General features: G+C 32.2%; 24 protein-coding genes and 1 pseudogene. 11 read left to right on the top strand and 14 right to left on the bottom strand.

All coding sequences use genetic code 11. The features are described from left to right. Nucleotides 1-4: 4 nt before the first annotated feature. From ABD816_RS20805 to ABD816_RS20765, 9 genes are all read left to right on the top strand, one after another. A complete protein-coding gene (locus ABD816_RS20805; RefSeq protein ID WP_344930719.1) occupies nt 5-1159 on the top strand; it encodes a DUF7005 family protein in 1155 nt (384 codons plus the stop codon). Continuing rightward, nucleotides 1156-3309, top strand: a complete 2154-nt coding sequence (locus tag ABD816_RS20800; RefSeq protein ID WP_344930717.1) for a GAF domain-containing protein — start codon at nt 1156-1158, stop codon at nt 3307-3309. Before ABD816_RS20805 ends, ABD816_RS20800 begins: the two co-directional genes overlap by 4 nt. A 450-nt stretch (nt 3310-3759) precedes the next feature. Further along, entirely contained in the window at nt 3760-4083 is a 324-nt protein-coding gene (locus ABD816_RS20795) for an NHLP leader peptide family RiPP precursor (RefSeq protein ID WP_344930715.1), read from the top strand. 136 nt (nt 4084-4219) lie between these two features. Continuing rightward, nucleotides 4220-6139, top strand: coding sequence for an adenylate/guanylate cyclase domain-containing protein (locus ABD816_RS20790; protein ID WP_344930713.1), 1920 nt, complete (start codon nt 4220-4222; stop codon nt 6137-6139). 271 nt (nt 6140-6410) lie between these two features. Further along, the gene (locus tag ABD816_RS20785; protein ID WP_344930711.1) at nt 6411-6767 is read left to right on the top strand and encodes an NHLP leader peptide family RiPP precursor; all 357 of its coding nucleotides are present in this window, start codon (nt 6411-6413) and stop codon (nt 6765-6767) included. 35 nt (nt 6768-6802) lie between these two features. Continuing rightward, the gene (locus tag ABD816_RS20780; RefSeq protein WP_344930709.1) at nt 6803-7156 is read left to right on the top strand and encodes an NHLP leader peptide family RiPP precursor; all 354 of its coding nucleotides are present in this window, start codon (nt 6803-6805) and stop codon (nt 7154-7156) included. A gap of 11 nt (nt 7157-7167) precedes the next feature. Next, on the top strand, nt 7168-7500 hold the full coding sequence (locus ABD816_RS20775) for an NHLP leader peptide family RiPP precursor (RefSeq protein WP_344930707.1): 333 nt from the start codon (nt 7168-7170) through the stop codon (nt 7498-7500). Nucleotides 7501-7545: 45 nt separating this feature from the next. Next, nucleotides 7546-7902, top strand: a complete 357-nt coding sequence (locus tag ABD816_RS20770; RefSeq protein ID WP_344930705.1) for a hypothetical protein — start codon at nt 7546-7548, stop codon at nt 7900-7902. Between the two features lie 81 nt (nt 7903-7983). After that, nucleotides 7984-8304, top strand: coding sequence for a class IIb bacteriocin, lactobin A/cerein 7B family (locus ABD816_RS20765; protein ID WP_344930703.1), 321 nt, complete (start codon nt 7984-7986; stop codon nt 8302-8304). A gap of 426 nt (nt 8305-8730) precedes the next feature. Here the strand turns inward: ABD816_RS20765 and ABD816_RS20760 are convergent. Next, nucleotides 8731-9289: pseudogene (locus ABD816_RS20760) on the bottom strand (DUF4372 domain-containing protein). A gap of 270 nt (nt 9290-9559) precedes the next feature. On the opposite strand from ABD816_RS20760, the gene ABD816_RS20755 reads away from it, so the two are divergent. Beyond that, a complete protein-coding gene (locus tag ABD816_RS20755; RefSeq protein ID WP_344930701.1) occupies nt 9560-10777 on the top strand; it encodes a cupin domain-containing protein in 1218 nt (405 codons plus the stop codon). 330 nt (nt 10778-11107) lie between these two features. Here ABD816_RS20755 and ABD816_RS20750 read toward each other — a convergent pair whose 3' ends face one another. From ABD816_RS20750 to ABD816_RS20725, 6 genes are all read right to left on the bottom strand, one after another. Further along, complete coding sequence (locus ABD816_RS20750) at nt 11108-11356, bottom strand: hypothetical protein (protein WP_344930700.1); 249 nt, start codon at nt 11354-11356, stop codon at nt 11108-11110. Continuing rightward, the gene (locus ABD816_RS20745) at nt 11316-11537 is read right to left on the bottom strand and encodes a hypothetical protein (protein ID WP_344930698.1); all 222 of its coding nucleotides are present in this window, start codon (nt 11535-11537) and stop codon (nt 11316-11318) included. The genes ABD816_RS20750 and ABD816_RS20745 overlap by 41 nt, the downstream gene beginning before the upstream one ends. Before the next feature lie 11 nt (nt 11538-11548). After that, on the bottom strand, nt 11549-11914 hold the full coding sequence (locus ABD816_RS20740) for a hypothetical protein (RefSeq protein WP_344930697.1): 366 nt from the start codon (nt 11912-11914) through the stop codon (nt 11549-11551). A 275-nt stretch (nt 11915-12189) separates the two neighbouring features. Continuing rightward, the gene (locus tag ABD816_RS20735) at nt 12190-14304 is read right to left on the bottom strand and encodes a hypothetical protein (RefSeq protein ID WP_344930695.1); all 2115 of its coding nucleotides are present in this window, start codon (nt 14302-14304) and stop codon (nt 12190-12192) included. A gap of 149 nt (nt 14305-14453) precedes the next feature. Continuing rightward, nucleotides 14454-14696 carry a helix-turn-helix domain-containing protein gene (locus tag ABD816_RS20730; RefSeq protein WP_344930693.1) on the bottom strand — a complete coding sequence of 81 codons (243 nt, stop codon included), beginning with the start codon at nt 14694-14696 and terminating at the stop codon, nt 14454-14456. Next, complete coding sequence (locus tag ABD816_RS20725) at nt 14693-15040, bottom strand: helix-turn-helix domain-containing protein (protein WP_344930691.1); 348 nt, start codon at nt 15038-15040, stop codon at nt 14693-14695. Before ABD816_RS20725 ends, ABD816_RS20730 begins: the two co-directional genes overlap by 4 nt. A gap of 295 nt (nt 15041-15335) precedes the next feature. On the opposite strand from ABD816_RS20725, the gene ABD816_RS20720 reads away from it, so the two are divergent. Further along, nucleotides 15336-16268, top strand: a complete 933-nt coding sequence (locus ABD816_RS20720; RefSeq protein WP_344930689.1) for a DUF4268 domain-containing protein — start codon at nt 15336-15338, stop codon at nt 16266-16268. A gap of 65 nt (nt 16269-16333) precedes the next feature. On the opposite strand, the gene ABD816_RS20715 is transcribed toward ABD816_RS20720, so the two are convergent. From ABD816_RS20715 to ABD816_RS20685, 7 genes are all read right to left on the bottom strand, one after another. Continuing rightward, entirely contained in the window at nt 16334-16660 is a 327-nt protein-coding gene (locus ABD816_RS20715; RefSeq protein ID WP_344930688.1) for a hypothetical protein, read from the bottom strand. Nucleotides 16661-16923: 263 nt separating this feature from the next. Continuing rightward, complete coding sequence (locus ABD816_RS20710) at nt 16924-17997, bottom strand: hypothetical protein (protein ID WP_344930686.1); 1074 nt, start codon at nt 17995-17997, stop codon at nt 16924-16926. Next, nucleotides 17994-19775 (bottom strand): restriction system-associated AAA family ATPase, encoded by a 1782-nt coding sequence (locus ABD816_RS20705; protein WP_344930684.1) that lies wholly within the window; start codon nt 19773-19775, stop codon nt 17994-17996. Before ABD816_RS20705 ends, ABD816_RS20710 begins: the two co-directional genes overlap by 4 nt. Beyond that, a complete protein-coding gene (locus tag ABD816_RS20700; protein ID WP_344930682.1) occupies nt 19765-21735 on the bottom strand; it encodes a restriction endonuclease subunit S in 1971 nt (656 codons plus the stop codon). The genes ABD816_RS20705 and ABD816_RS20700 overlap by 11 nt, the downstream gene beginning before the upstream one ends. Further along, nucleotides 21732-23432: a class I SAM-dependent DNA methyltransferase gene (locus ABD816_RS20695; RefSeq protein WP_344930680.1), complete on the bottom strand. Its 1701-nt coding sequence runs from the start codon at nt 23430-23432 to the stop codon at nt 21732-21734. Before ABD816_RS20695 ends, ABD816_RS20700 begins: the two co-directional genes overlap by 4 nt. A gap of 23 nt (nt 23433-23455) precedes the next feature. Beyond that, a complete protein-coding gene (locus ABD816_RS20690; RefSeq protein WP_344930678.1) occupies nt 23456-26236 on the bottom strand; it encodes a type I restriction endonuclease subunit R in 2781 nt (926 codons plus the stop codon). Nucleotides 26237-26474: 238 nt separating this feature from the next. Then, complete coding sequence (locus ABD816_RS20685; RefSeq protein WP_344930677.1) at nt 26475-26618, bottom strand: hypothetical protein; 144 nt, start codon at nt 26616-26618, stop codon at nt 26475-26477. Nucleotides 26619-26840: the final 222 nt, after the last annotated feature.

Below are 26840 nucleotides of genomic sequence, written 5' to 3'. Positions count from 1 at the left end.
GACTATGATAGAAGAAATAACCAAGTACGCATTCCTTAAAGAATATACAGATAATGAAGCAGTAATCTCAGAAGTTTTAACATATACTAAAAACAAATTTTCTTCTGTAAACATAGGAAAATTAGATGCAATTACGGATACGGATGAACCATATATAGAAGCTTGGAATCAATATGTTGATGAATCAAAAACTATCGGAGTATATGAAACGCTAAAAAAGTATCTAGTTCCATTTCAATTTCCAATTCAAAAAGATATTAGCGCAACTGATGCGTATAGAGATGCGATGCTTAGAGGGGTTTCAACACAGAAAATGGAATCGGCTACTGGATTACAGTTAGAGAAACCACCGGCTATGCAACTCAAAATTTATCAGAGTATCGCAGGTAAAATTCCTGTACTGATTATTCCCGATGATACAGATTTTTGTGCTATTATTCAGGCATTTTTTCATAAAAATGAACCGATAGATACCCCAGAATCGATGGGAGCAGCCTTAATCAATGGCATCAATAACTGGGATAGAATCCATTCATTAAAAATGCAGTGGCAGGCAGTTAATCCATTTGGAAATTGGTCGGAGGAATTCAAGAAACAGATCATGCCGTATCCGGCATTATATAAAGATAAAATCATTGTATTGAGTACAAAACCATATAGTAATGTTTCTGCCAATAGTTTGGGGATTGCTCATAATGACTGGATAGATTATTCTTTACAGATACGATTAGCACATGAGTGTGCACATCTTTTTACTTTAAAACAGTATGGGCATATGACTACTAATATGCACGATGAGCTCATTGCAGATTATGCTGGTATTACAAAAGTTTTAGGCAGGTTTAATAAAAAATGGTTTCTATGTTTTATGGGATTAGAAGACTATCCTTTCTATAGAAAAGGAGGGCGTTTAGAAAATTACTTAGGAGATAAAGAAATGTCTACAGAAGCCTTTGATATTTTGAAAATGCTAATTAACAATGTAGCAGATACCCTTTCTAAATTTGATGCCTTTTTAGGGAGTATAAAAACATCCAATGATCGGTTAAACCGAATTAAAAGCATTTGCGAATTAGATATCATCACTATGGCTTCACCAAATGGTAGTCTAAAATTGATAGAAAAATACAATAATATACGTTTACAAGCAGTGATATGATCATAAAGAACGAAAAAATACTAAGAGAAGTGAATGTTATTTTAGATCAAATATCTAAAATAATGGATGTAGAAAGAAGTACTTTTTTTTTATTAAATACAGAAATATCTGCGCTGGAAAGTCTAGTTGCACAAGGTGTAGAGAACACCATCATTTCGGTGCCTGTTGGAAAAGGAATTGTAGGAACTATGTTTGAGCAAAAGCGTCCTATTATTGAAAATAATGCTCAAAAAAGTGTATTATTTGACCCCTCTTATGATAAACAATTGGATTTTATTACAAAATCAACTTTATGTATTCCTATTTTTAATGAAGCTGGTCATCCTATTGGAGCATTACAATGTTTGAATAAGAGAAACACTATTTTTACAGATAAGGATGTCAACATACTACATAGTTTTGCTTCAGCAATTACGCTGATTGTAAAGAATAATGAATTGTATTTAGCAAGTGAACACATTAAAAATAATTTTTCTACTTTATTAGAGGTGTTTACAGCCATATCATCAGAATTAGATCTGAATACGCTTATTCAACTCATTATGAATAAGGCAGCAGAAATTACGAATGCAGAACGAAGCTCTCTTTTTTTGTTAGATGAAGAAACCGGAGCGTTATGGACTGTATTCGCTAAAGGGCTTAAAAATAAAATAGTAAGGACAAAAAAGGGAATCGTTGCACATGTAGCAAAAAACAAAAAAGCTTGTATCGTTAATGATCCATACAATCACCCTCATTTTGATGCAGCTATAGATAAAAAAACAAAGTATAGAACCAAATCAATAGTAAGTGTTCCTGTTTTTAATTCCAACAATAAAATTCTAGGCGTTATTCAAGCAATAAATAAGCGTGGTAATGATTTTGACTCAGATGACCTGAATATGTTATCAGGATTTGCAAGCCAAGTACGTATTGCGATCGAAAATGCAAAGCTATTTGATCAAATCCATACGATGAAAAACCATCTTAACATATTGGTTCAAAATCTTGATAATGGAATTGTCACTATTGATACATCTTTTAAAATTAAAACCGTTAACGACACTTTCTATACCATGTTTGGTTTACATCCAATGGAGGATGTAACAAACACCCATATTGATGAGGTAAATACTGCAATTAGATCGCTGTTTGCACATTGCAAAGAGGCAATGCATTCTGGTAAAAAGGTATATCAAGATGATGTAGAAATCATCAGTAAACAAAAATCTGTTACCGTTACCATAAGCGTACTCCCTATGCAAGATGCTAAAGGAACTATTATAGGTGTGATAACTGTTTTTAATGATATCTCCAAAGAAAAACGTATCCAATCAAATTTAAGTAGATATATTCCACAACATATAGTCAAAGAAGTCATGAGTACCGATAGCCTGTCCGTATTAAAAGGAAGCTATTCTCGATGTAGTATTTTGTTTTCGGATATTCGAAATTTTACAACATTAACAGAAGAATTTGGAGCTATCCAAATTGTAGAATTGCTCAACAAATATTTTGAGGCTATGATCAATTCTGTTTACAAATATGATGGTATATTAGATAAATATATTGGGGATGCTATTATGTCGGTTTTTGGAGTGCCATACGCTAATATATCAGATGCCAAAAATGCGGTTGGTTGTGCGTTAGATATGTTTACTATGCTCGCTATTTTAAATACCCAAAATAGTCAGTTGCCTATCATAAATATAGGAGTTGGCATTAGTACTGGAAACGTAGTTTCTGGTAATATTGGATCAGAAAAACGTTTTGAGTATACCGTTATTGGGGATTCTGTTAATCTTGCTGCACGATTAGAAAGCGCAACAAAAATCTATAATGTGGATCTATTAATTTGCGAAGAAACCTATAAAGAAGTCAACCCTTATTTTCATTGTCGAGAGATTGACACGCTCAAAGTAAAAGGAAAACAAATTCCTGTAAAAGTGTACACCGTGTCCGGGCATAAAAATGTTCCGCTTACTGAGGAGCAACTACAATTCAATACCAAATTTACTGAAGGATTATACTATTATAGGAATAAACAATACAAACAAGCAAAACAATCTTTTCTAGATGCCAATATCTTGATGTCTAATGATGGCCCTACACATCTATTTATCACTAGATGTCAGAGCAGTCTTGCAGAAAAAGCTAAAGACGCTAGTTGATGATTTCGTTGATATGTTAAAACTTTTCCCATCCCTTTTGAGTTACTGTCTGTACACATCTTTCTAAAGTGTTATTTTGAGCTAAAAACAGACATACCTTTTCCTTGGCTTCAGCTCGTCCACAACTGCGTAGTGTCGTCTTCGAAGGAAGGTGGCTCAAAAAATTCCTTGGTAGGTAGATTTAGAGGGATGTTTTACACGTATTTTTTTAATTTATACTTGTACATCTGCGATAGCCCTTTGGGAAGCTTTCCTGATCGGCGAAGTAAGTATTTAAGAAGGGATACACTACAGTAATTGTGACCTTTTTAAGAGAACACCTCTAAAAACTTCTTTTGTCAGCATTTATGGCATTTTTATCAGTATGCTAAAAAATAGCTTTGCTTTAAAATAATACCAGTTTTTATATATAAGAAAAGGTATACATATAACGCATCTAAAATTTTAATTATGGAACTCACAAGAGAACAAAAATTATTACAAACCATTGTCCATAAAGCTTGGGAGAGTGAAGCTTTTAAGCAAGAATTGATTGCACATCCAATAAAAGTTATTGAAGAGGTAACAGGAGAATGTATAACGTTACCAAAGGGTAAAACCATTATAGTACGTGATCAGACTGATGAATCTATGGTGTATATAAACATTCCTGCAGAACCCAATATGGATGACATGGAATTAAATGAAGAACAACTGGAAATTATAGCAGGTGGAGGAAAACCTACGGATCCCGTTATTACAGATCCCTCAGCTAATTTGATAGGTCTTTTTTAAACAAATTATGCAAAAAAGGTTCATCCATATAGATCTCTGGGATAACATAAGTAAAGAGAAGTATCAAAAAATAAAGATAGTTCTCTTTTTTATTTTGTGCTCAGTGTTTTCTATTGGTCAAAATAATGTAAGCGTTATGGAAACAATCCAATCTGGTGATTCAAAAAAGCAACAAGAATTACTTGTAACTCCACAACAGAAAAAAGTAGCTAAAAAAAAAGTAGCGGATAGCCTGATAATCATAGGTAACTCACAGATCAAAGAAGGAAATTTTTCTGAGGCATTAAATGCCGTTCAGCGAGGATTGATGCTATATAAATCGCTAAATGATCATAAATTAATAGGTAATTGTTATAATAAAATAGCTTCTATATTTTATTATCAAAGTAACTACCTTAAAGCACTTTCATATTATGACCAAAGTATCACACATTATGAAACCGCTGATTTTAAAAAAGGAATAGCGTCTTCTATTAATAATAAAGGGGCTATTTATTATTATTTGGGTAATTATCCCAAAGCACTAATTCATTATAAACAAGCTGTCAAATTAAGTGAAATACTAGATGATGAAAAACAAACTGCAGCTACACTCCAAAATATAGGTGGTATCTATTTAGAATTAAATGATTATAGAAATGCTATGAAGCATTTTCAAATAGCTAAAAAAACCTACGAACGCATTTCTGATAAAAAAGCATTGTCTCAAGTTTTAAACGGAATAGGAGAAATCCATTTGAGACAAGAAAAATATACTAATGCACTAACACATTTTGAGCAGGCTTTACAACTGGCAATAGAGATTGATGACAAGCAAAGAGTACTCGAAACATTGTACAACCTTGGTGAAATATATGGTACCCTCCTTGAGTATGAAAAATCACTTATATTTTATAATCGTTCACTACGGCTAGCCAAAGAAATAGAAAATGCATTATACAAAGGTCTTTCATTCATCGCTATTGGATCAATAAAGAATAAGTTAGGTAAAAAACAAGAAGCTACTACTAATTGTATAAAAGGACTAAGAATAGTAGAAGATTTAAAAACAGTTGCTGCTCAGAAAGAAGCTTGTCAATGTCTCTACAAGGTGTATAAGTCAGTAAACAAAAACGGAATTGCATTAGCATACTATGAGCGATCCATAAGTCTTAATGACAGCTTACAAATGAAACAAACAGGCGATAAAATACTAAACATGGAGTTTGAAAAACAAGTGCTGATGGATAGTATTACTCAGGTAGAAAAAAGGCGTATTATACAAATGAAGCATAGCCGGATAGTTCAGAAAAAAGAAAAACAACGAAATATTGTTTTAGCAATAAGTTTTTTTATTCTAATACTTGCAGGAGGAATTTGGAATCGATTGAGTTTTGTCCGAAAGTCAAAAGCTGTATTACAAATTGAAAAAGACTTGTCTGAAAGTCTTTTGCTAAATATCCTTCCTGAAGAAATTGCAATTGAACTCAAACAGAAAGGATATGTAGACGCACAGGATTTTGACACTGCTTCCATTCTCTTTACCGATTTTAAGTCTTTTACTGAAACCGCTGCGAAACTAACTCCTAAAGAATTAGTAGAAGAAATCAATGTATGCTTTAAAGCATTTGATGCTATTATGGATAGATATGGTATCGAAAAAATAAAAACAATTGGTGATGCTTATATGGCAGTGGGCGGATTATCCAAACCAACTGCTAATACAATTAAAAAAACAATTTTTGCAGGAATCGAAATGCAAGAATTTGTGTCTAAAAGAAAATTGGAAAATGATCGGTTGACCAAGCCGGCTTTTGAAATGCGTGTAGGGATTCATACAGGTCCTATCGTAGCAGGCATCGTTGGGGTTAAAAAGTTTCAGTATGATATCTGGGGAGATACCGTCAATACCGCCAGTAGAATGGAAAGTAACGGAGCTGTGGGTAAAGTGAATATTAGTCAAAACACCTATCAATTAGTCAAAGATGAAAAAGAGCTGGCTTTTGAGTATAGAGGAAAAATAAATGCCAAAGGGAAAGGAGATATGCAGATGTATTTTGTTACCAGTAAATCCTGAATAAAATTATATCCGGTTAGGGAATTGACGTTATAAAGCAGTGCTTTTAAATCTTTTTCCACCAGTATATGATGTAAGAAAAATCATCCCGTATAGCTATTGGTAGGTCTTTAGCTTCCTTCCTTCAAGAAAAGCCTGAGGGTGGGATGAGAATAGATAAAATAAAAATGTATATAATCATTTTGTCAGTTCTTTTGGCATTTCTCTCATATAAAGTAGGGGTAGTTTTACATCAAGAAATTAATAACATAATAATCTAAAATTTAAAATTATGGAATTTACAAATCAAGAAAAACTAATGCAACAAGTTGTGCATAAAGCCTGGGAAGATGCCACTTTTAAACAAGAATTAATCAATGCTCCTTTAGAAGCAATTGAAAAATTAATTGGAGCAAAAATGAACATTCCTGAGGGAAAGACTCTTGTGATAAGAGATCAGACAGATGAATCTACGGTCTATATCAATATCCCTGCAGCTCCAACTACTGATGATGTAGAATTGAATGAAACACAATTAGAGGCCGTAGCCGGAGGGGCTTCTGTGATTATTGGTGGGATTCATGATGTTATAGATTGTTTCCCAACACCCGTTATTGATGTAAAAGCGCCAGATAACTTTTTATTATAATCTAAATATTCATCAATTAAAAATCATTCAAAACTATGGAATTTACAAATCAAGAAAAACTAATACAACAAGTGGTTCACAAAGCATGGGAAGATGCAACATTTAAGCAAGAACTACTTAATTCTCCTGTAGAAGCAATTGAAAAATTGATCGGTGCAAAAATGAACATTCCTGAGGGAAAGACTCTTGTGATAAGAGATCAGACAGATGAATCTACGGTGTATATCAATATCCCTACAGCTCCAACCACTGATGATGTAGAATTGAATGAAAAGCAGTTAGAGACTGTAGCGGGTGGTGCTGGCTTTAATCCACTTTCAGTGTTGACAGGTCCACCGATCATTATAGAGTGTTTTCCTGATTATCCATTAGATAATTCGACATTTTAATAACTTAAATTATGGAGTTTACTAAAGAGCAAAAGCTATTGCAACAAATTGTACAGAAGGCTTGGGAGGATCAAGTTTTTAAACAAGAGCTCATCGACTCACCAGTAGCAGCTATAGAGAAACTTACTGGGGAGAAATTAAACCTACCAGAAGGAAAAAGTATTATGGTAAGAGATCAGACAGATAAAGCTGTGGTGTATATTAATATCCCTGCAGAACCAAATCTGGATGATTTAGAACTGAACGAGGAACAATTAGAAGCTTTTGCTGGGGGCACATTCCTTTTTCCTTGGTCAGGTCCAATATTTCCTTTTCCAACGGACGGAGGAGACAGGCAAGCTTAACATTATTTAAATAAAATTATTCATCAATCATTAATTTGAAATAAAATGACTTTAACAGAAAATCAAGAAAAAGCACAAGATATCTTACAACAAATTTTCACAAATGCTTGGGAAAATGATACATTCAAAGAAGAGTTGATTGCAGATCCAGTAGTTTCTATCGAAAAAATCACAGGTAAAAAGTGTAATACTGAAGGCACTAAAGTTATAATAGAAGACCAAACGGATTCTAATATTGTGTTTTTAAATATTCCAAGAAAACCAGATTTTGAAAATTTACAGCTTACAGATGAACAATTAGAAATTGTTGCTGGAGGCATAGTAGCTGGAACGGCAGGAATCGCTTTAGCGATTGTAGGTCTGTTCGCAGCTGGTGTAGGAATTGGTATTGCAATAAGATAAAGAAATAATATATCGAAAATAAATTTTTAATAGTAGACAAAAATGGAAATACACGAAAATCAAAAAAAAATTGAGGGTTTAATGTCAACACTTAATAAAAGATCTTGGGAAAGTAATGACTTTAAAAATCAGTTAATAACTTCCCCTATCACAACTATAGAATCTATTACTGGGAAAGAAAGTCGCCTACCTAAACATATGAAAGTAATTGTTGAGGATCAATCTAATTCTTCTAATATTTATTTGAATATACCAGCTAAACCAGATTTTGAAAATTTGGAACTTACGGATGAACAGTTAGAGATCGTCTCTGGAGGAATAGTAGTTGGAACTGCACTTACTTTTACAGCGATAGGTTTACTGGCATTAGGTGGAGGAATAGCTGCAGGTTACTATATGTAATAAGATATTCTATTTTTAGGATAGTTTCGTTAAAATCAAACCATTTATTGTGTTTCAATAAATGGTTTATTAAATTTGAACATATGAAAAATAAACAGATACCATTTATTATACTTATTTTTGGAATTATACTTATTCCAATAGGTATATCTATTCAAGATAAAGGCTATAAGCTAACTCTGCTAATAATTGCTATACTAATATTGTTCTCCAGTATATTTTTATTTGTAAGAAATATGAAAAATAAAAGTTAGTTACTTCTTTTTTTGCAGACATGAATATGCTCAGGTAAAAACACTTAGCAAATCCTTGTTTTTTGAAGAAAATAAGGATTTATTTTTTAAATTCAATTGCTCTTTTAATAAGTTCTAACAAGAAAAAAATCATTAATAGTTAACTTTATTTTATTAAGAGTTTGAAATCCGTTTATAGATTAAATAAATCAAGTGCATTACTGTCATGGTACTTCCCATCACTTACGTATATAAATACATGAATGTTACCCCTTAAATCCAAAAGCGTATGAACTTTTACTGCACCTTTGGGGTATTTCATTGAAAAACAGATAAATAGTGTAAGGCTTAGTGAGATTGTTGTGAAATCCAACGCAAAGACTTGATTATTTAAGTTGATATTAGGAATTTGATAATTAATATACATCGGTCGAACTAGATCTATGGGATACTGCCCGAGGTCAGCGAATATTCTCCAATCTCTACGTTCATTAGCGCATGATGATGAAGACTGATTCACATGTCCAGCCAACCCAGATTGATAGAGCTTATTTTTATGTGCCTTCAGACAAATTGAAATATCTCTTAAGGAGTTCCTAGAGGTAAGTTGCCAAAAATAATTGGATAAACTGATTCCAATAGTTAAAATTACGAATTCTATAATCGCCGTTATACCTTTTAACACATTTCTCAAACTCATACTTGTTCACATACTGTAGTAATTGCGCTAAGATGTATTTTCCTGAATTCATTGCAGTCTTTTTTAAAAGACTACAAATGTATCCACTAAATCAAATCAAAAAATTAAAGAACGTATAGAAAACCTAACATATAAAGGCTTAAAACAAAAAAATGAAAAGTTAACGCATCATTAGTAAAGCTACATAATACAGTAGTGTTAAAACAATGTGTACAAATATCGGATTGTCAATTTTAACCGTTTTTTTGTCAGTTATATACATATGTCTTGTTATAGTTTTGTTTTTATAGATAATCACTATCAATATTAATAAAAAGTTATTATGGATACACTATTAACAAAAAAACAAGAAATCGAGAACTTCGCAGATCTTATTTATCCTTTTGAAAAAAATGTCTTTGCAAAAGATTTTTGGGGGAAACAGACGTTACACATACAGCGTGAGAGTCCAGAATATTATAACTCACTTCTGACTATAGAAAATTTGGACGAAATTTTAGATCATAGCCGTCCAAAAGGATGGAGCCTAAGGGTTGTAAAAAATCAGGTTCCAATAAACCCAAGTAAATACGAAAATGAGGATGGTAGTTTAAATCTTAATCAAATATATGCTGCTTATGCGGATGGGCATACTATTGTAATTCATGAAGTGCAACGTTATTGGAAACCTATCCAAAGGCTATGTCAAAGCCTTCAAAAGGAATTTAATTTTAGAACGCTTGGTGAACTCTTCTTAACACCTAAAAACCAAAAAGCGTTATCACCACATTACGATGCACATGATGTTTTTGTTGTACAACTTCAAGGAACTAAACATTGGACATTATATGATGAGGAGTATCAAACTCCACTTGTAGATAGTTTTCAACCAGTATTTGATAGAAACCAATTAAAAAATAAAAGAGAAATAATGCTTAAGGCTGGAGATGTTTTATTTATTCCAAGAGGCGTGCCTCATGAGGCAATGACAATGGATGAATCTTCGTTACACTTATCCATTGGAGTACACCCATTCCAATGGGTTGATTTGTTAATGATATCACTAAGTCAAGTTGCACAAAATGATGTTGAGTTTCGTCAGCCATTACCTTTGGGGTATTTAAATCAATATAAAACAGACGATAGCTTAAAAGAATTAATTAATACCAAGATTGAGAGATTATTACAAAAAACATCCAATAATTTGAACCCAAGTTATGGTATAGATCTTTTGTCAGAGAATTTCAGGTCAAATCAGAAATCTATAGGTGATGGGCATTTTGCTCATTTAGATAAAATAGAAGATATTAATCTCAAAACAAGTCTTGCTCATAGAGATTTTATGACAGTAGGAGTATTACAAATAGGCGAACTTAGTAGAATATTATTTCAAGGAAATGTAATTAAAGGTCCCGAATATCTGGGTTCATGTTTTGACTTTATAGCTAAAGCAACAAAAGGTTTTACGGTTTCAGAAATACCATTACTAGATGAAGAAGGTAAGCTGAAGCTTGTAAAACGTTTAGTTCGTGGAGGATTATTAAAAATAATTAATATTTAAGATTCATTGCTTTATTAAACCATTACTTTGGGTGGTGATGGTTTAATAATTAAAAAGTTGAGTATCTTTTTGTATTGAAAAGGATTTGATAGGTTACTTCCTTATAGGTCAATTTTTAGTTATTTGATTACAGAATAATTTAAGGCCATTCTCGTAATTAATTATTTCTACTAAGGTGTGATATTATTTAAAAAAATGGAATGAAAAAAAATGTAGTTTTAATAGTAAGTTTTCTTAAACACAGGGGAAAGATAGTATCCGTTTTAGGCGAATCCAACATTGGTTTACTCAAGGTATTTGGGTTCATATTTGATTAACGGGTTGTAAAATTTACCGTTTCCATGCGTCTTTGATTTCTTTACAAGATTTGATCATCTTAGCGGTAGCAGACAGAAAATATTTAGAGAGAAATAATCCTCCAAAAACAGCTCCGGTTATCAGAATGGTTTTGCCCACCTTTTTCACAATAGGTTTATTAAAAAAAGCATCACTTTTATGAGTGAACTTTTCTATCACATCTATATGCTCTTCTACCCTTCTAATGATAGGATGTTTCTTTGTTCTTTTTCTTATTTTCATATCGTTCTAATGTTTTATATAATACATACAGACAAAGTACTGTCGTTGCTCCAATCAATACTTGTTTATATATGTGATTGTGATGGGTCAAAGTCTGGTACTGGTTTTTGTAGAAAGTTAATTCTGCTGGGATATCCTTTGCAATATCCAATTCAAAACAGTTAATAAATTCTGAGGTCATTGCACAGTTTTTTATTGTTTGTTAGAAGTCTTGATAATTTTAAACCGCTTATCAGGTAATTGACAATACCCATATTCGTACACGCAACTCCAGATGCTATGTTCACTATTGATAGTATGCGTATTGCATCCAAAATGAAACCCAGCTCCCAGTAAAAAATCATAACTCTTGATCACTTCTTTCTCATTTGCCAACAACGATTTCATAATAGATCGGTTCTTTTCCAATATCCGATTTAAACCTGCTATGGCTTGTCGTTTTTTTCTAGCCTTCAAATTGTTAAATTTGATCTGGTTTTTTCGTGTGGCAAACTTTTGATTGTTACGCTTTTTACTAAACTTCTTATTGGTTAACGGATCAATTGCTTTCATTTTCATAGGCTTGATTTTTGTCAAATATATGTGATAAAAATCATCGAAATACATTGATTGATTTGAGTTTACGTCATATAACCTAATATAACATCCAATGATATAAATTGCCGTATACGGAGCTATATTTCATTAAATTACTGCTAGATTGATCTAATAAAGTCCAAATTAATCTGCATTAATTTGAATCGATTTAGCATTTTTTTAAACACCAGAAAGCAGGTAGTAGTATATATATACTACTACCTGCTTTCTGGTGTTTAATGCAACTGTTTAAAATGCTATGAAGCCTTCATTCCAGATACAGGATTTTCAATCTTCTCCAGCTGATAGAAAACTTCTCTTCCTTTTTGGGTTTTTACCAAGGAACAGGGAACGTTATTGGCATCGGGAATTTCATAGTAATTACTACATAATTCCTTTAAGCGTTCTCTCATCGTCCGGTTACCACAAGAAAACGTTTGACATAGATCCGCTACCATCGTTTTACCAGAAACGACTCCGGTAACATAGGAAGATAGAAATTCTATGATTTCTCCAAGATTTCCTTTATTATTTTTAACGCTTTGAACTTGTTTAATGCGATCATTACTTGCTAAGACCAATCTTTTAGTTGCTTCACAAAACTCAATATGGGAAGGCTTAGGTTTTTTCCCGTTTCGGTTCTTAGGAAAATGTATAACGATTAGATCGTCTGGCGTTTCTTGCTTTTCGTTTTCGAATGCCATTCTGAAAGTTACCGTAGATTTATTTAACATCTCTGAGCCCAAATGTCCCCGTGCTTTTTTATCATTAGGATGCGGGTTTTCGTGAATGACTGCAATAAAAGTAACATCCTGCTTATTGATCGTTGTATTGAGCATATCAATCAGATCCAAGCTATTTTGTGTATTGTTAAAATCCATAATGCAGTCTGATACCACATCCAGCACAATAATTAAATGCTCTTCTTTTTGAACGTCTTTTTGCACGTAGATAATAAAATCACATAGCGCTTTATAGCGGTCAGACCTTTTAGTATTCACCAGAGAAGTGTAGGCAAAATTCCTTGGGTCTTCTGTAATGTCATACCCTGCATCTACTTGTATTTCCTGTAATGCCTTAGGGAATTGATTTGCGAGGTTACGCTCGGTATCCACATAACAAACAAAACATGGTTTGTCAGGGTTTCGTGTAAAAGCAAGTAGTTCATTGTTGCAGTTCTCTTTCTTTAGAAAAGCACTGCATATCGTTTGCGCTAACCTGCTCTTATGCGTTCCTGATTTTCCTTGTATAATGTTGATACTTTGCGAAAATATGACTCCTTCATCTTTATGGGAAAGTAATGTTGGAATTTCTACAATATCCTTTGCCATGGTTTCTTTCAATACTTGTTGCGTTTGCTTTAATGCTGCAAGATATTTGCTGTCGTTGACAACTTCTTTTTTCTGTGAAGGAGGTATCATCTTAATCGTCTCTTTAGAAAATAAACATCCTAGTTGGAAAAAGTCGGAAATATCCTTTCCACCTTTTGCATTGAGTTGCGGTAAGCTTGCTCTATACACACCAAACGTAGTTGCTATCTTTTCGGACTGCGCAATGCCTGTTTGATCCATATCATAAAGAATAGTCACCCGCTTAAAACGCTCTTTGAGTTCCTGCATCAGTTCTACATGTGGAAGCGATGTCTCGCTATTAAAGCAAACAGCATGATATCCCTTTACAGATAAGGATAGTACATCTTTTTCCCCTCCTGTAATAAATAATTGTTTTCCGGATTCAGGAAGTTTTGAATATCCAAACACATAGTTTTCTGGTTTATCACCTATCCACGAAAACTTAAAACTCTTAGCTAATGGACGATAAATTTTATAGCAAGTATTGGAAACCCGATATGCAAAAATCGGATTATGATTATTGGAATGAATGTGGTAAGGTTCGTTATTTTCATTATACCGGGTTATCTTAGCTACTGGAAATACATAAAAATACTTGAGATGTACAGGCAGGATTCCGTATGCTTTCCAATACCTTGCAAGTTCTTCTGTCCACGCAGTATGTAATTGTATTTCTGGTTTTTTCTTAATCATGTATTCCTGTAATCCCAGATTGAAATCGGTATTGATATGTTGTAATGCCTCTGGAAAACTACAGTGCTTTAATTTCATAATCAGATCAAATACATCCCCTTCACAATCACTATCTGCAAAATCTTTATACCTCCATATTCCTGATGTGGATTTGTAGATATTAAAAGAAGGTGTTTTCTGTTTTTCTGAAAGAAAGGGGTTAGAGATATGCTTTCCCTGTTGCAATCGTCCCTTAGCATGATAAGGTTGCAGGTAATAATTTAATAGTGTTTGTGAATCGATTCTTTTGATGATATTTTCTTTGGTTATATTATTATTTGGTTCCATCTGTTACTTTTTTTGTGTTATATATAATTTGTTTGTAATACGTTAAAGCGCTATCATACCTAGAAAAACTTCTAAGGACCTTGTATCCATTGCTAGATAGAATCACATCATTTTTAGATTCCTCGATATGATAGGCTTGTTGGCTGGGATTATAGAGAAGCATCCATATCATAGTTCATATTGCTATTGCATAGTTTTTCTATAAGCTTTACGGTTTGCTTTTTATGGTAGTACGTTCTTTTTCCTATTTTACATGGAATTAAGGGCAGTTCTCCAGATCTTTTAAGCCTGCCTAGTTTCTGTCTGGAGATTGGCGGACTAAACAATTTACCTACCTCCTTGATGTCTAAATACAGAGCATTAGGGCTTATTAATTCATTTGGATTCTTCATCTTTTAGGGGGTTTTAGAAAGGTTTCTGCTTCTATTTCTTCCATCACGCTAGGTTTTCCTTTATGAATCCAATCGATCAGTACTTTTTTAGAAAAAGTAAGTGGTTTTCCACGTGACAACACTGGAATTTCATATCTGCTAATCTTAGAATACATAGTGGGTTTACTGTACCCAGTAAGCTCACAAGCATCATCAATAAAGATGATATCCCGTTCCGGTTTATTTACTAATGGAATTTCCTGATGTACTAACAGTTCTTGTAACTGCTGTCTGATAATCCGTCTGTTTAATTCTGTGTACTCTCCAACGGTGAGGGAATACAATGGTTTTAATACATCGCTCATTATTTGTGTATTTTATGGTTATTAATGAGCATCTCGAAATGCTTTGTTTTACTAGATATCTGGAGCTAAATAACAAAGGATATCAAGGCATTTATGAAATAAATTGTAGAGCGTAGAGTGTGTATAGAGTTGTTTTGATGGGAACTACTATAAAACTTTAGGTATAATTTTATGCTCTATAGTGAAAAAAATTGTCGAGTGTGGAGTTGAAAGGTCTATTATTTAAAATATCGAGTGATTAATAGACTATTTAATATTCCGTCATTATATTAGATGCTTAAACATTTTAAATAAAATGGATAGAATACTTTCAAAATTAAAAAAGGTAGAATTAAGAGATTTTTGGTCTCACGAAGCTTTAGATTTTACCAGGTGGTTAGGAAAAGATGAAAATATTCAACTTTTGAGTGATGAAATTGGAATTGTACTAACGAATACAAGAATTGAGGAATCAATAGGCAGGTACAATGTAGATCTGGTTGCGATTGATGAAAATACCCAAAAGAAAATTATTATTGAAAATCAACTGGAATATACTGATCACAAGCATCTTGGACAAATTATTACGTATGCGTCTGGATATGATGCAAGTATTATTATTTGGATAGTTAAGGATATCAGGGAAGAACATCAAAAAGCCATGGAATGGCTAAATAATAATACTGGATCGCAATTAGGTTTTTTTCTCATCAAAATGGAATTATGGCAAATTGATGATTCTGCATTGGCTCCTAAATTTAATGTGGTTGTAGAACCCAACGACTGGGCAAAGCAATTACAAAACTCTCAATCACAACCAAAAGAATATACAGAAACGAAGCTCGCTCAGCTTGAGTTTTGGAAACGGTTCAAAGATTATGCGAAAGAACAAGGATCATCTTTGAATATTGGGCGTAAGCCTAGTGCACAACATTGGTTTGATATAAGTATTGGAACATCTGAAGCAAACCTTACGTTAACGATCAATTCTAAAGAAAATTTAATTACTTGTGAGTTCTATATAAAAAGGGATCAGGAGCTATACTTGCGATTTGAGAAAAATAAGCAAACAATTGAGTCAAATATTGATATGCAATTACTATGGATGCCATTAAATGGAAAACAAGCATCAAGAATAAAAGCAGAAAACACTGCAGACTTATTTGAAGAAGACAATTGGAATAGTTATTTTGAATGGATGCTTAAAGCTGCCGAAAAAATGGCTATTGAGTTTTCAAAGTATGTCTGATATTAAGATCATCGTTGATTGTTCAATCATTTCTATACAGGTTAATGTAGTTTTTAACTTATAGATTACTTCCTAACTACCTCGGAGAACACATTTTTAAAGCCTAAGATAATTCTTTGTCTGTTATTACTAAGCCGATATGCAAAATATCCAAAATTATATGTCATTGTTGCTGCAGCTATGAAAAAAAACAGAACTTTAATTTTATTTTGTAATAGTATCTTATCGATATATTCCACCTCTATTTTATCCATACCAAACCAATCTGCTAAACTTAGAATAGTGATAACACTCAGGGTTATAAATATTTTTGTTACATTAAGAAATGGCTTTGGCATGTCCTCTGATCTAAATTTTTTAATATCCCATACAGATACTAATGTTTTATTCAAAAGCAATAACATTATATAAGTAACTATTATACGAAGAATATATATAGAAATAATCCCTATGCACAACTTAATTATTGACATATCAACTTTTATTAGAAACATCTTAGATGCTATTATAAATACTATGATAAGAATGCATATTTCAAATAATGCATTTTGAATCTTCTTGCGCATTTCTACATTTTTTCAGAGTTAATTATCTTGAACAGGCATTGTTGTAGTGTATGTAATTTTTCTTACTATGTCTTAAGTTTTACATACCTTTATAATCGTTTAAAATTTTCACATAATCCAGATAAATAAGCATCAGTTGCATCATTTATTAAATAGTTTGCAAATGCTCTAAATAAAATTGCTCTTGGGTCACTTTTCTTCTTAAAGGTGGCTTTCCAAAGCTTTAAATGCTCCTTAAATTCCTTAAGATCTTGAGCTTGATTTGTCTTATGGTCTTCTTCTATGAAACCAATGTAATCTTTCTCCCATTTTGGGATTATTCTCTTTCGAACGAAATCATTATACCTAGTTTCAATATTGAATGTGGTATTCCAGCTATCAAAAATATCTTGTTCAATAGGGTTTTGAGGCTGTATAACCAATTCCCAATCATTATCTGTTATATTAGTAGATACTGGTTCGTTAATAAACCTGAATGATATATCTATGCTTTGATGTGTTTTATAAGGATAGAAAGAAACAACCCGATTGGTTCTGGTTTCATCAAATAAAACATTTTTTGTCCCTTTTGCTGGTCTACGATTACATTTATCGCCAATTGGCATTAGGTTATCAAAATTAGCCGCTGCAAATGGGTAATTCTCTTTGTACAACCAATGATCTAATGTTTGCCTAGGTTCCCCTTCTACATTAATGTAACCTTCGATACCACAAAAGGGACAAATCTCGATATTATTTATATCTGCAAACTCATCAAGTACATCCAATAAATTTTCATTTACATGAGTTTGATATTTTAAATTATCTAAAGAATCATATAGATGAGTAAACGCATTTTTCAATGGTAAACGAATATCTTCCGGTAGATTATTAATATCAATACAAGAGACTTCTATGCTATTTTCACATAGTTCTTGAATTCTATTTCCATGTTTAAATGCTTCTATTACTTTTTGTCTTTCAAATGATGATATGATTTTTTTATACTCATTATAGACCAACTCGAACTTATCTTTAGCAACCTTCCCAAATACTGTATTAAACCAAACAGGAAATAGATGATCTCCAAAATTTACAGAATCCTCTAGGTTACTAAAAAAAGCAACTGGGATTTCCTGCATACCAATAATGGGAGAATCTATTTTCAGTAATGGTTTTATCATTTCTTTTTATTTTTTTTGCGTTCTTCAGATAATTCATAAAGCCTTTTAAATAAAAATTGTTTTTCACTAGACTCTCCATACTTTTCAATAGCTGACCTTACTTCCCTGAGATCTCCTTCTTCAATAACTTTTCTTAAGTCATTATAGGCTCTGTCAGGAATTAAATGATTTTGCCCCGATAACATTTTCATGATATAATCAACTGAAGCACCATAGGTTTCAAAATCTAATTCTTTTATAGTTGGTTTTCCTTTTTCTTTCTGAAACCAAAGTACATTCTTTGATTTGCTATCAGATAATACAAAAGGAGAGTGTGTAGACAAAGTAACTAGCTGTTGTGCTTTCTCAGGATCTTGAAAACGATCTCGCCTTAATTTATATATTTCATTTATGGTATAGATAAACTTGGATCGCCAATCCGGATTAAAATGGGTAGATGGTTCATCTAATAGAAAAATAGTTCCCTCTTCTTCCATAAGCATTAAAGATCCTATTATATGCAGAAACTGATGCTCTCCATCAGAAAGATTTTTATAATGCAATTCTTTTTTACTCCCTGTTTTCTTCTTAAGTTTTAAGGCATCGATATAAAAAACCTTATCCTTCTTAGGTAGCTTAGGAATCAAGTCTGAAATATTATCTTCTGATCCCGACGAAGCTTTCTTTACCCTATCTCTAATGGCATCAGAGTAATTATATATATTCAGCAAATTCATTAAATAAAATTGTCGAAATAGATTCAGCCCATTACTAAACTCGTTCTGAAATGCCATCTTTATATTGGAACCTATCTGTCGGAAATACAAGGTAACTTTTAACCATTTTCCTGAACCTTCTTCTTTATATACAAAATCTGAATACGTACAGCATCGTTCTAGTTTTTCTATAAAATTACTGAGTTGATAGGGTAACTGAACTTCCCAGAATAATTCATTTTCTATTGCTGAGAGCAACGATTCTGAATCCGAGTCCCTTAATTCTTCAATGATTTCTATCAGATTTTCAGTAGCATGATCCTTTTTTACTTTTAGATTAAGTACGATATTAAATGAGTCTACGCCGTCTACATCTGTCATAGCTTTAAGAATACCCAGCTCTTTTTGTTCTCCTGTATCATCTATATCACGCATCAAAAAATTACTCAATAACACGAATGGATTAGAGTCATAATCCATATAGAATAGTCTGTTTTGCGAAATTTCCGCAGAATCCCCACCTTCTTCTAATTCTTTAAGATACTCATCAAAATAAAAGAAATCCATTCGAAGAAAAGGATTGCTTACCAATTCATTTTGACCAGATGAGTAGGCTATTATTTTTTTTGGTAATAATTGAGATACATTATAATCGTAACTAAGATGTTCTGAATCTAGTACAATCCATTCTTCATCATTTGTAAACTTGATCTGTATTTCCTGTCTTGGGAGTTTTTCAATTGCTACTTTTCGAATACTTCCCAGAGGAGTATCCGCTTTAAATGTAGTATCTGATTGCAATAAATTATTAGCGGTTACTTTAGTTTCATACTCTATAGTAAAACCAAAAGGACTCTTTTTTGTAACATACTTTTTGGCTTGAGAATGATGTACTGCTTCCAGATAAAAAAAGATCTCTGAAATTAATTCTAAAACATTGGATTTCCCAGAACCATTTAACCCTGCCAAACAAATAGGATCAATCTCATTGCGATGAAAAGCATTTTTGAAAATAATTTCAAATCCATTCGGTAATCCTCGAAATCCTTTGGTATTATTGATTACAATCCTATTAATTTTCATGCTTGGATTGCTTTAATAAAAGATACAATCTTTTATCATTCCCACGAATATCATCTCCTACTGAAGAGAGTAAATAAACCTGATCAATGGATTTATTTTTTAATCCTTGATCTATAAACTCTTGGAGCAAGGTAAAAGCAGGATTAAATAGGCTTCTTTGCATTTCTTCTCGCATTTGCTTAAAAGCAAACAAACCATCGTATTTCACTTTAATGAATTGAGAAAAAATTGAGAACAGTTCTTTCTTTATAGTATTTTTTTTTAAACCAGAGAGTGCCTTGTTTTCCTCTAGTATCTGAATTATATCATCAACATCAAATTCTCTTTTGCCGAAGTACTTGTGAATAGTTTTTGGGATATTTACTTTATAATTTTCTATTGAATACTTGCCAAATTGCTCTTGGTTAATGAATTGTAGAATTGGATCCTGTTCTTGGTATAGTTCTCCTTCTAGTTCTTTATTTTTTTGCTCCTCAATGGATTGCTCCAAGCTTTTAATTTTGAAAGGCTTATTGTCTGTTATTTGTTTAATGAATGGATTAGCCTGAAATATTTTATATGCAGAAAGAACATCTGCATTCTTAAAATTTGGTATACTATTACCTCCCAGTGAGTTGTAAAATTTTCTTATAACCTCTAATCCAGGAGCATTATTCGTGCTAAGTGTTTCTTGAAGCTTAAAAATAGTATCAAAAGCCGAAGGGGTTTTAGATATAGTGTTTAACGTAGCAAATAGTTTTTGCGTTGCAGTATTATTAGTGATTTCTCCTACTTGCTCTGTAAACCAATTCACATCTTTTAAAGCAGTTTGGAGTTCTACTTTATTGTCTTGTAGTTTTAGATTACCGCTAAAAGCATTTTGTAATAGCGATTGAAAGAGATTGTTTAAATCGTCTAAACTTTTTTGAATTAATTCTTTCTGAAGTTCAATTTTAGAAACAATTGAAGAAAATATTTCTTGTTGTTTTAGTTTTGGTAAAGGTATTTCTAAAGCTTTGATCATTGCAAGATTTAAGTTTCTTTGTCTCACACCTCTTCTCTTAGATAGATGATATTTTCTTCCTATTTGAATTGCAAAATATACAAATGTAGATGTACATTTTTTCTCATTTAGCTTGGCAAAAGCAATAGCTTGATTACAGCTGGCAACTATTTTTGTGATACTTGATTTTAATGCAGCAGTATCATACATTCCAACAAGAAGACTGCCCGATTCAATTAATTTAGCGGATGTTTTTTTTACAGCAACTTCTGTAATTTTCTCTTTACTTTTAGAGATATACATATCATTAAGTTCTCCAGAAGAAAACCAAGGAATATTTCCTTTAAAATAAGCATCAATACTTCTTGAAGGAGTACCACCGCTTTTCCATACTCCTAATTCACTAAGCTTAGTGAATTTTAAATTCTTTTCGTTTAAAACAGGATCTCCAAACATATCCAAGAAAGTTGCACGAAGTAATTCATCTAATAATTCTAAACTTTGCTCTCGTTTTTTAATGAGCGATTGCGCCTTATCTAAAACTGTAACTATTTGTTTTTGAGTTATGGGATCTGGTAAATCAAAATCAATGTTGTTAATAGCCTTTGCAGAAAGATGTTTAACGGTAACATATGGAGTATTGTCTTCTATTATTTTTAGCTCTTTGGGAAGTAAATAACATAAAAAAGCATTACTTAAAATTTTTTCGTTTTTGGAAGATACTTTACAAACTCGTTGATTCAGATACGCAATATCCGATTGCCATTTTGCAACATGGAAATTACCATCCATTGCAACTAAGATATCCTCTTTTTTTATCTCAAATTTAGAATCAATTTTTTGAGTAGTATATGTCTCAGAATATCCTCTAATTACATCCCGATTTCTAATTACCGGTATGCCATCCTTATTTTTATTAAATGAATTAGCTTTTATTGCATATCCAGATAAAACATCAATATAATCTTCTAATTTCATTCAATCATCTCATTTAATTCATTTAGCTCTTTTTGGATATCATCTTCTAAGTTTAGTAAGGCTTTTAGAATTTCTTTTGGTGGATCATATTTTTGTGGTGTATAATCAAAAGTCTTATAACGGTTAAAACTTAGATCTAGATCATTTTCTTTTATCTTGTCTAAATCTACATAAAAATGCTCTTCTTTTTGATCGGTTTCATTATCGCCGGCTCTACTTTGGTATTTTTTTATGGCCAATGGCAATGGTTCATCTTTTAATCGTTTACGACTATTGTCTAAAGAATAACCATCACTCTGTAAATTACAAAACCATACTCGATCTGTATGCCATTTTTTACTTTCTAGTTCTGCTTTGGTAAAAACTAAAATAGCTGTTTTTACTCCAGTATATGGTTGAAATGCGCCACTTGGCAAGGAGATTACAGCTTCTAGTTGCGTATCACGTAACAAAATTTCACGTGCCTTTTTCTGTGCTTTACCGCTACCAAACAATACTCCTTCTGGTATAATTACTGCTGCCTTTCCTCCTGGTTTAAGCATGCGTACCATACGGTCGATAAATAACAATTCACTTTGCGTACCGGGGATTCTAAATTTATCACTCATCCCACCTTTATCAATACGTCCTGTAAATGGTGGATTGGCTAATACGATAGAATATTGCTCATCCTTTTCATAACCCTCATACTTATTAGATAAGGTATCAATATGTTCTATTCTTGGCACAGAAATATCGTGTAACATTAGATTCATTAATCCAATACGTACCATGGTTTGATCTATATCAAAACCATAGAAAGTTTTTTCTTTTAGATTTTTCCAAACAGTATCTTTAGTGATTTTATCACCCATCGTACCTCTTACAAAACCATTTTCATCCTTTTGCAAGTACTTTTTACTGGAATATTTAGTGAGAATGTGTTGATAAGCTCCTAATAGAAAACCACCTGTACCACAAGCGGGATCACAAATCGTGTCTGTCCAATCCGGATCTAAGATTTCACACATCAATTGGATGATATGTCTCGGGGTTCTAAACTGTCCATTTTTACCGGATTGCCCTATTTCATTCAACAGATATTCATATACATCACCTTGAGTGTCTTGGAAATTCTGCCCTTCGTCTTGTTGTTTTTTTATCTCATCGTAAATCTCATCAATCGCTTTTACAGCTTCATCCAAAAGATTAGAATTGTTAATTAAGAAAACAGCGTTTTCCATATAACGGATATAGGCAAATTCTTGTTCTATTTCTTTATTGGTTAAATCACCGTATAATTGCTTTTTAACTATTTCACGAAAATCTTTATCTTCAATTTTTTTAAGATCAACCTTTTTGTTAATCACTTTGATGAATGGAAAAGCTTCCCGACTCACCAAAATAAGCATTGATTCAGGGTCTAATTGCTTAAAATGAGACCATCTGCAATTACTTTTATCTTCAAGTTCTAATTCTCCTTTTTTATTAAGGACTGGTTTACCATCTTTATCAAGTTTAGGTACTAAAAAAACAGTTCTATAATCTTCTTCTGTAAATCCAGCTTGTTGTATTTTTAGAGTATCTAATTCGTCTATTCTGCGCATAAACAAAAGGTAAGAGATTTGTTCAATAGCAGAAATGGGATTGGTAATTCCTCTACTCCAAAACTTATCCCAGAGTTTGTTGATTTTACTTTTTAAATCGGATGATAACATAGTATTAAATACTCTATTTAGTTTTAAGCACTAACTTGTTCAGTTAATGCTACAATTTTATTGATCAAGTCTGGCGAAAATACTCCTAATATTCCATTATTATGCAACTGGGTAAAAGGAGGTTTTATTAAATCTTTCTTAGATACTGTTCCTTTGTCTAAAACATAATTTTTAAGAATTTCTAAAAAACGAATTTGTTTGCTTGTCAAATTATTATGTTCAATAATAAAAGCTTCAAATAGATCAGATACAGTTTTCTCATAGGATTGAATTTGCTCTATTCCTAAAATATGTTTGATAAACTGGATAAACTTAGCTTGTTTGTTGTCATATACTCGCCTAAGTAGCTGCTCGGTAACAAAAGGATCTTTTTTATTCAATATCTGAGCCAACTTTTTGATTTCCTCTGCAGTCAATTCTTCTCCTGACTTTAGTTTTTGTAATGTTAAATCTTGTCTTGCCATACCTAAAACAGTTTCTTCTACCATTTCGCGATAACGACTTATACTTACTTGTTCATTTTCTGGTCCAAACTCTATAAGTTTCTTGGTGTAAGTAACATCTCTAAGATTTAGAAATGTAAAATCATTACCATCACTAAAAGCTTGTCTGTAGCGAATTAGAGGTGCTATTTTCTGAATTAGTTCATTTTCTTTATCTTCTGAATATGAAACCCAAAAAGAAGTCTTAGATGCATTTTGAATTAATTGTTTCTCTTTCTCAACCTCACGAATAGTTAATGGTAGTTCAGCTAATTGAGAAGTGATTAATTCTACAAGGTTTTCAAAATCAATTCCCTCATCTTTTAGTTTTAAAACTGAAGCCTCCACCAAATCTTTTTCAAAATGCAATGCCTTAAAATCTAATCCGCTAATCGCTCTCATTATTGGTGCAATAACAATTGCTAAATACTCTAATCTATTAGTATCGAGATGTTCCCAAAATTCATCATTTTCAACTTTAACTAAAAAACTTTTATGTTCGACTACTATTACATTTTTAGGAGGTAATTTTGCAATAAAATTTCTAATGGTTTTAATTTCTTTGTGTACATACTCAACCTTATTTTCTAATAGTAATGTTAGCTTTTCTAATCTTAGAGAAAACAATTGTATTGGTAGGGCTAATTGTGACTTATTTTTCCTTCCTTCTGGATTTAGCTTGAAGTATTCAAAATTATCCCAACAATCGATAATTAGAAATTTATCTTTTTCGTGACACCAAGGCTTTAGATTGTTGTTGTCCAATAATCGAGTTCCTCGACCTATCATTTGCCAGAATTTAGTATATGAAAAAACAGGTTTAGCAAATACCAGGTTTACTAATTCTCTTACATCGATTCCTGTATCTAACATATCAACACTTAGAGCGATTCTTGGAAAGTCATTATTCTTAAATTGATCTAGCAAACCGCCTTTCCCATACACTCTTGGGTCATCAGAAACAATAACTTTTGCCAGTTCACCAACATACTGTGGATAATACTGATTAAAAATATCTTTCAGTGCTCTTGCATGTCTTTTCCCAGTGCAGAAAAATATTGTTTTTCCTGGAAGTACTCCGCTAGAATCTTTAATACATTCTTCCATAAACTCACGCACAATTAGCGCGTTTGTCCCTTTGTTTGAAACCGTTTTTTCTAGTTGAGAACCTTCAAAATTAATTTCTTTAAGGTCTTTACCTTCAGCAATCATTTTCTTCTGATCATCAACAGAAATAGTATTCAGATGGATGCCTTCCTTTTGAAATTTGGTTCCAATTTTTAAAACCTCAAAATTATTGAGATACGGAGGCATATTTTTAACAGCTTCTTCATAAGTATATGCAAAAGTTGGCAATCCATCTTCACAATCGAATAGTTGAAAGGTATTATGATCAATAACATCCGTAGGAGTAGCTGTTAAGCCCAGTGTTATGGTATTAAAATAATTAAGTACATTTTGATAAACATTATATATGGATCTATGACTCTCATCAATAATAACCATATCAAAGAAATGAGGTGATAGTTTATCATGTCCTTCATCAATAATATTTAGCATAGTTGGATATGTAGAAACATACACTCTACGATCTAATGCTATATCCTTTTCCTCTTCTTTAGGCCATACTGATAATTGTGGGGTATGTTCTTTAAAAGCTTCGATTGCCTGATTTCTCAAAGCAATTCTATCTACTAAAAACAGAACTCTAGAGACCCATCCGGCTCTCATTAAAGCGTCTACCATTGCAATACAAGTTCTGGTCTTACCTGTTCCAGTAGCCATTACCAGTAATGAAGTTCTTTTTTTCTTTTCTAAAGATTCGAAAACAGAACGGATGGCACCAATTTGATATGCCCTCCCCGCTATATCAGTATTTATAAGCTCTTCTGCTAGAGGTTTTTTATATTTCCGAATATGTGCTAACCTCTCTAAATCGCCGCGAGTAGGAAAACCGTATACTTTTTTTGGTGGAGCGTTTCCGATATCCCAAAAATAAATATCGTGACCATTAGTGTAAAAGCAAAAGGGGAGATCACAATCAAATTTGATTTGAATTTGATTAGCATATTGTTTTGCTTGTTCTTCACCTTTTCTAGCATCAACAGAACTTTTCTTTGCTTCGATCACAGCAATAGGCTGCCCATCTTTCCCTAATAAAACATAGTCAGTAAACTGATTCCCATATTTTCCCTCAGGTTCATTTACATTCTGCACATCAACAACGTATTCCTCAACTACTTGAGTAACATCATTAACATTCCAACCTGCATCAAGCAATTTACTGTCAATTAGTATTCTCCTTGTTTCTGATTCGTTCACGTTATTTTTATTTCAAAGGGATTTAATAAAGTGCTTAGTATATCGTTTTAATAGATTTATGTATAAATATATTCTTTTACATTTAACTAATAACAAATGGGGAAATTAATATTAATAATACTTCAAATAAATTCTTTAAAAATGAGATAGAAAATTACAACAATAAAAAATGAAATATTGCATTTTATATTTTTCCTTAATCAAAAAAGATACGTTTTAATATGCGGCACATATTAATCTATAAACGATCTAGTATACTATACAATATTTTTTTCTTCTTTTCTGTACCACCGTTAGCCCAACGAATTTTATCACGATTAAGTTCTGAACCATCTTGGTCTAAAAAACAGTTGGTGGTAACAATCCAGAGTTCATTCCCCAAAGGTTCTATTTTTTCAGCATTAATAATAAACTTTACAAAGAGGTTTAGATAAATATTACCTCCTATCCAGATAATTTTTTGAGATTTGGTTATTTTATAATACTCCCCATTTTTAAGACAGCTATTTAAATTGTAAATTTAAAACTGTACATATGAAAAAATCGAGAAGAAAATTTAGTTCTGCATTCAAAGCAAAGGTTGCTTTGGAAGCTATCAAAGATC

Origin of the sequence: Aquimarina addita (genome assembly GCF_039539305.1) — a bacterium.
In the GTDB taxonomy this organism is placed as follows: Bacteria; Bacteroidota; Bacteroidia; order Flavobacteriales; family Flavobacteriaceae; genus Aquimarina; species Aquimarina addita.
This window is presented reverse-complemented; position numbering and strand designations above follow the sequence as displayed.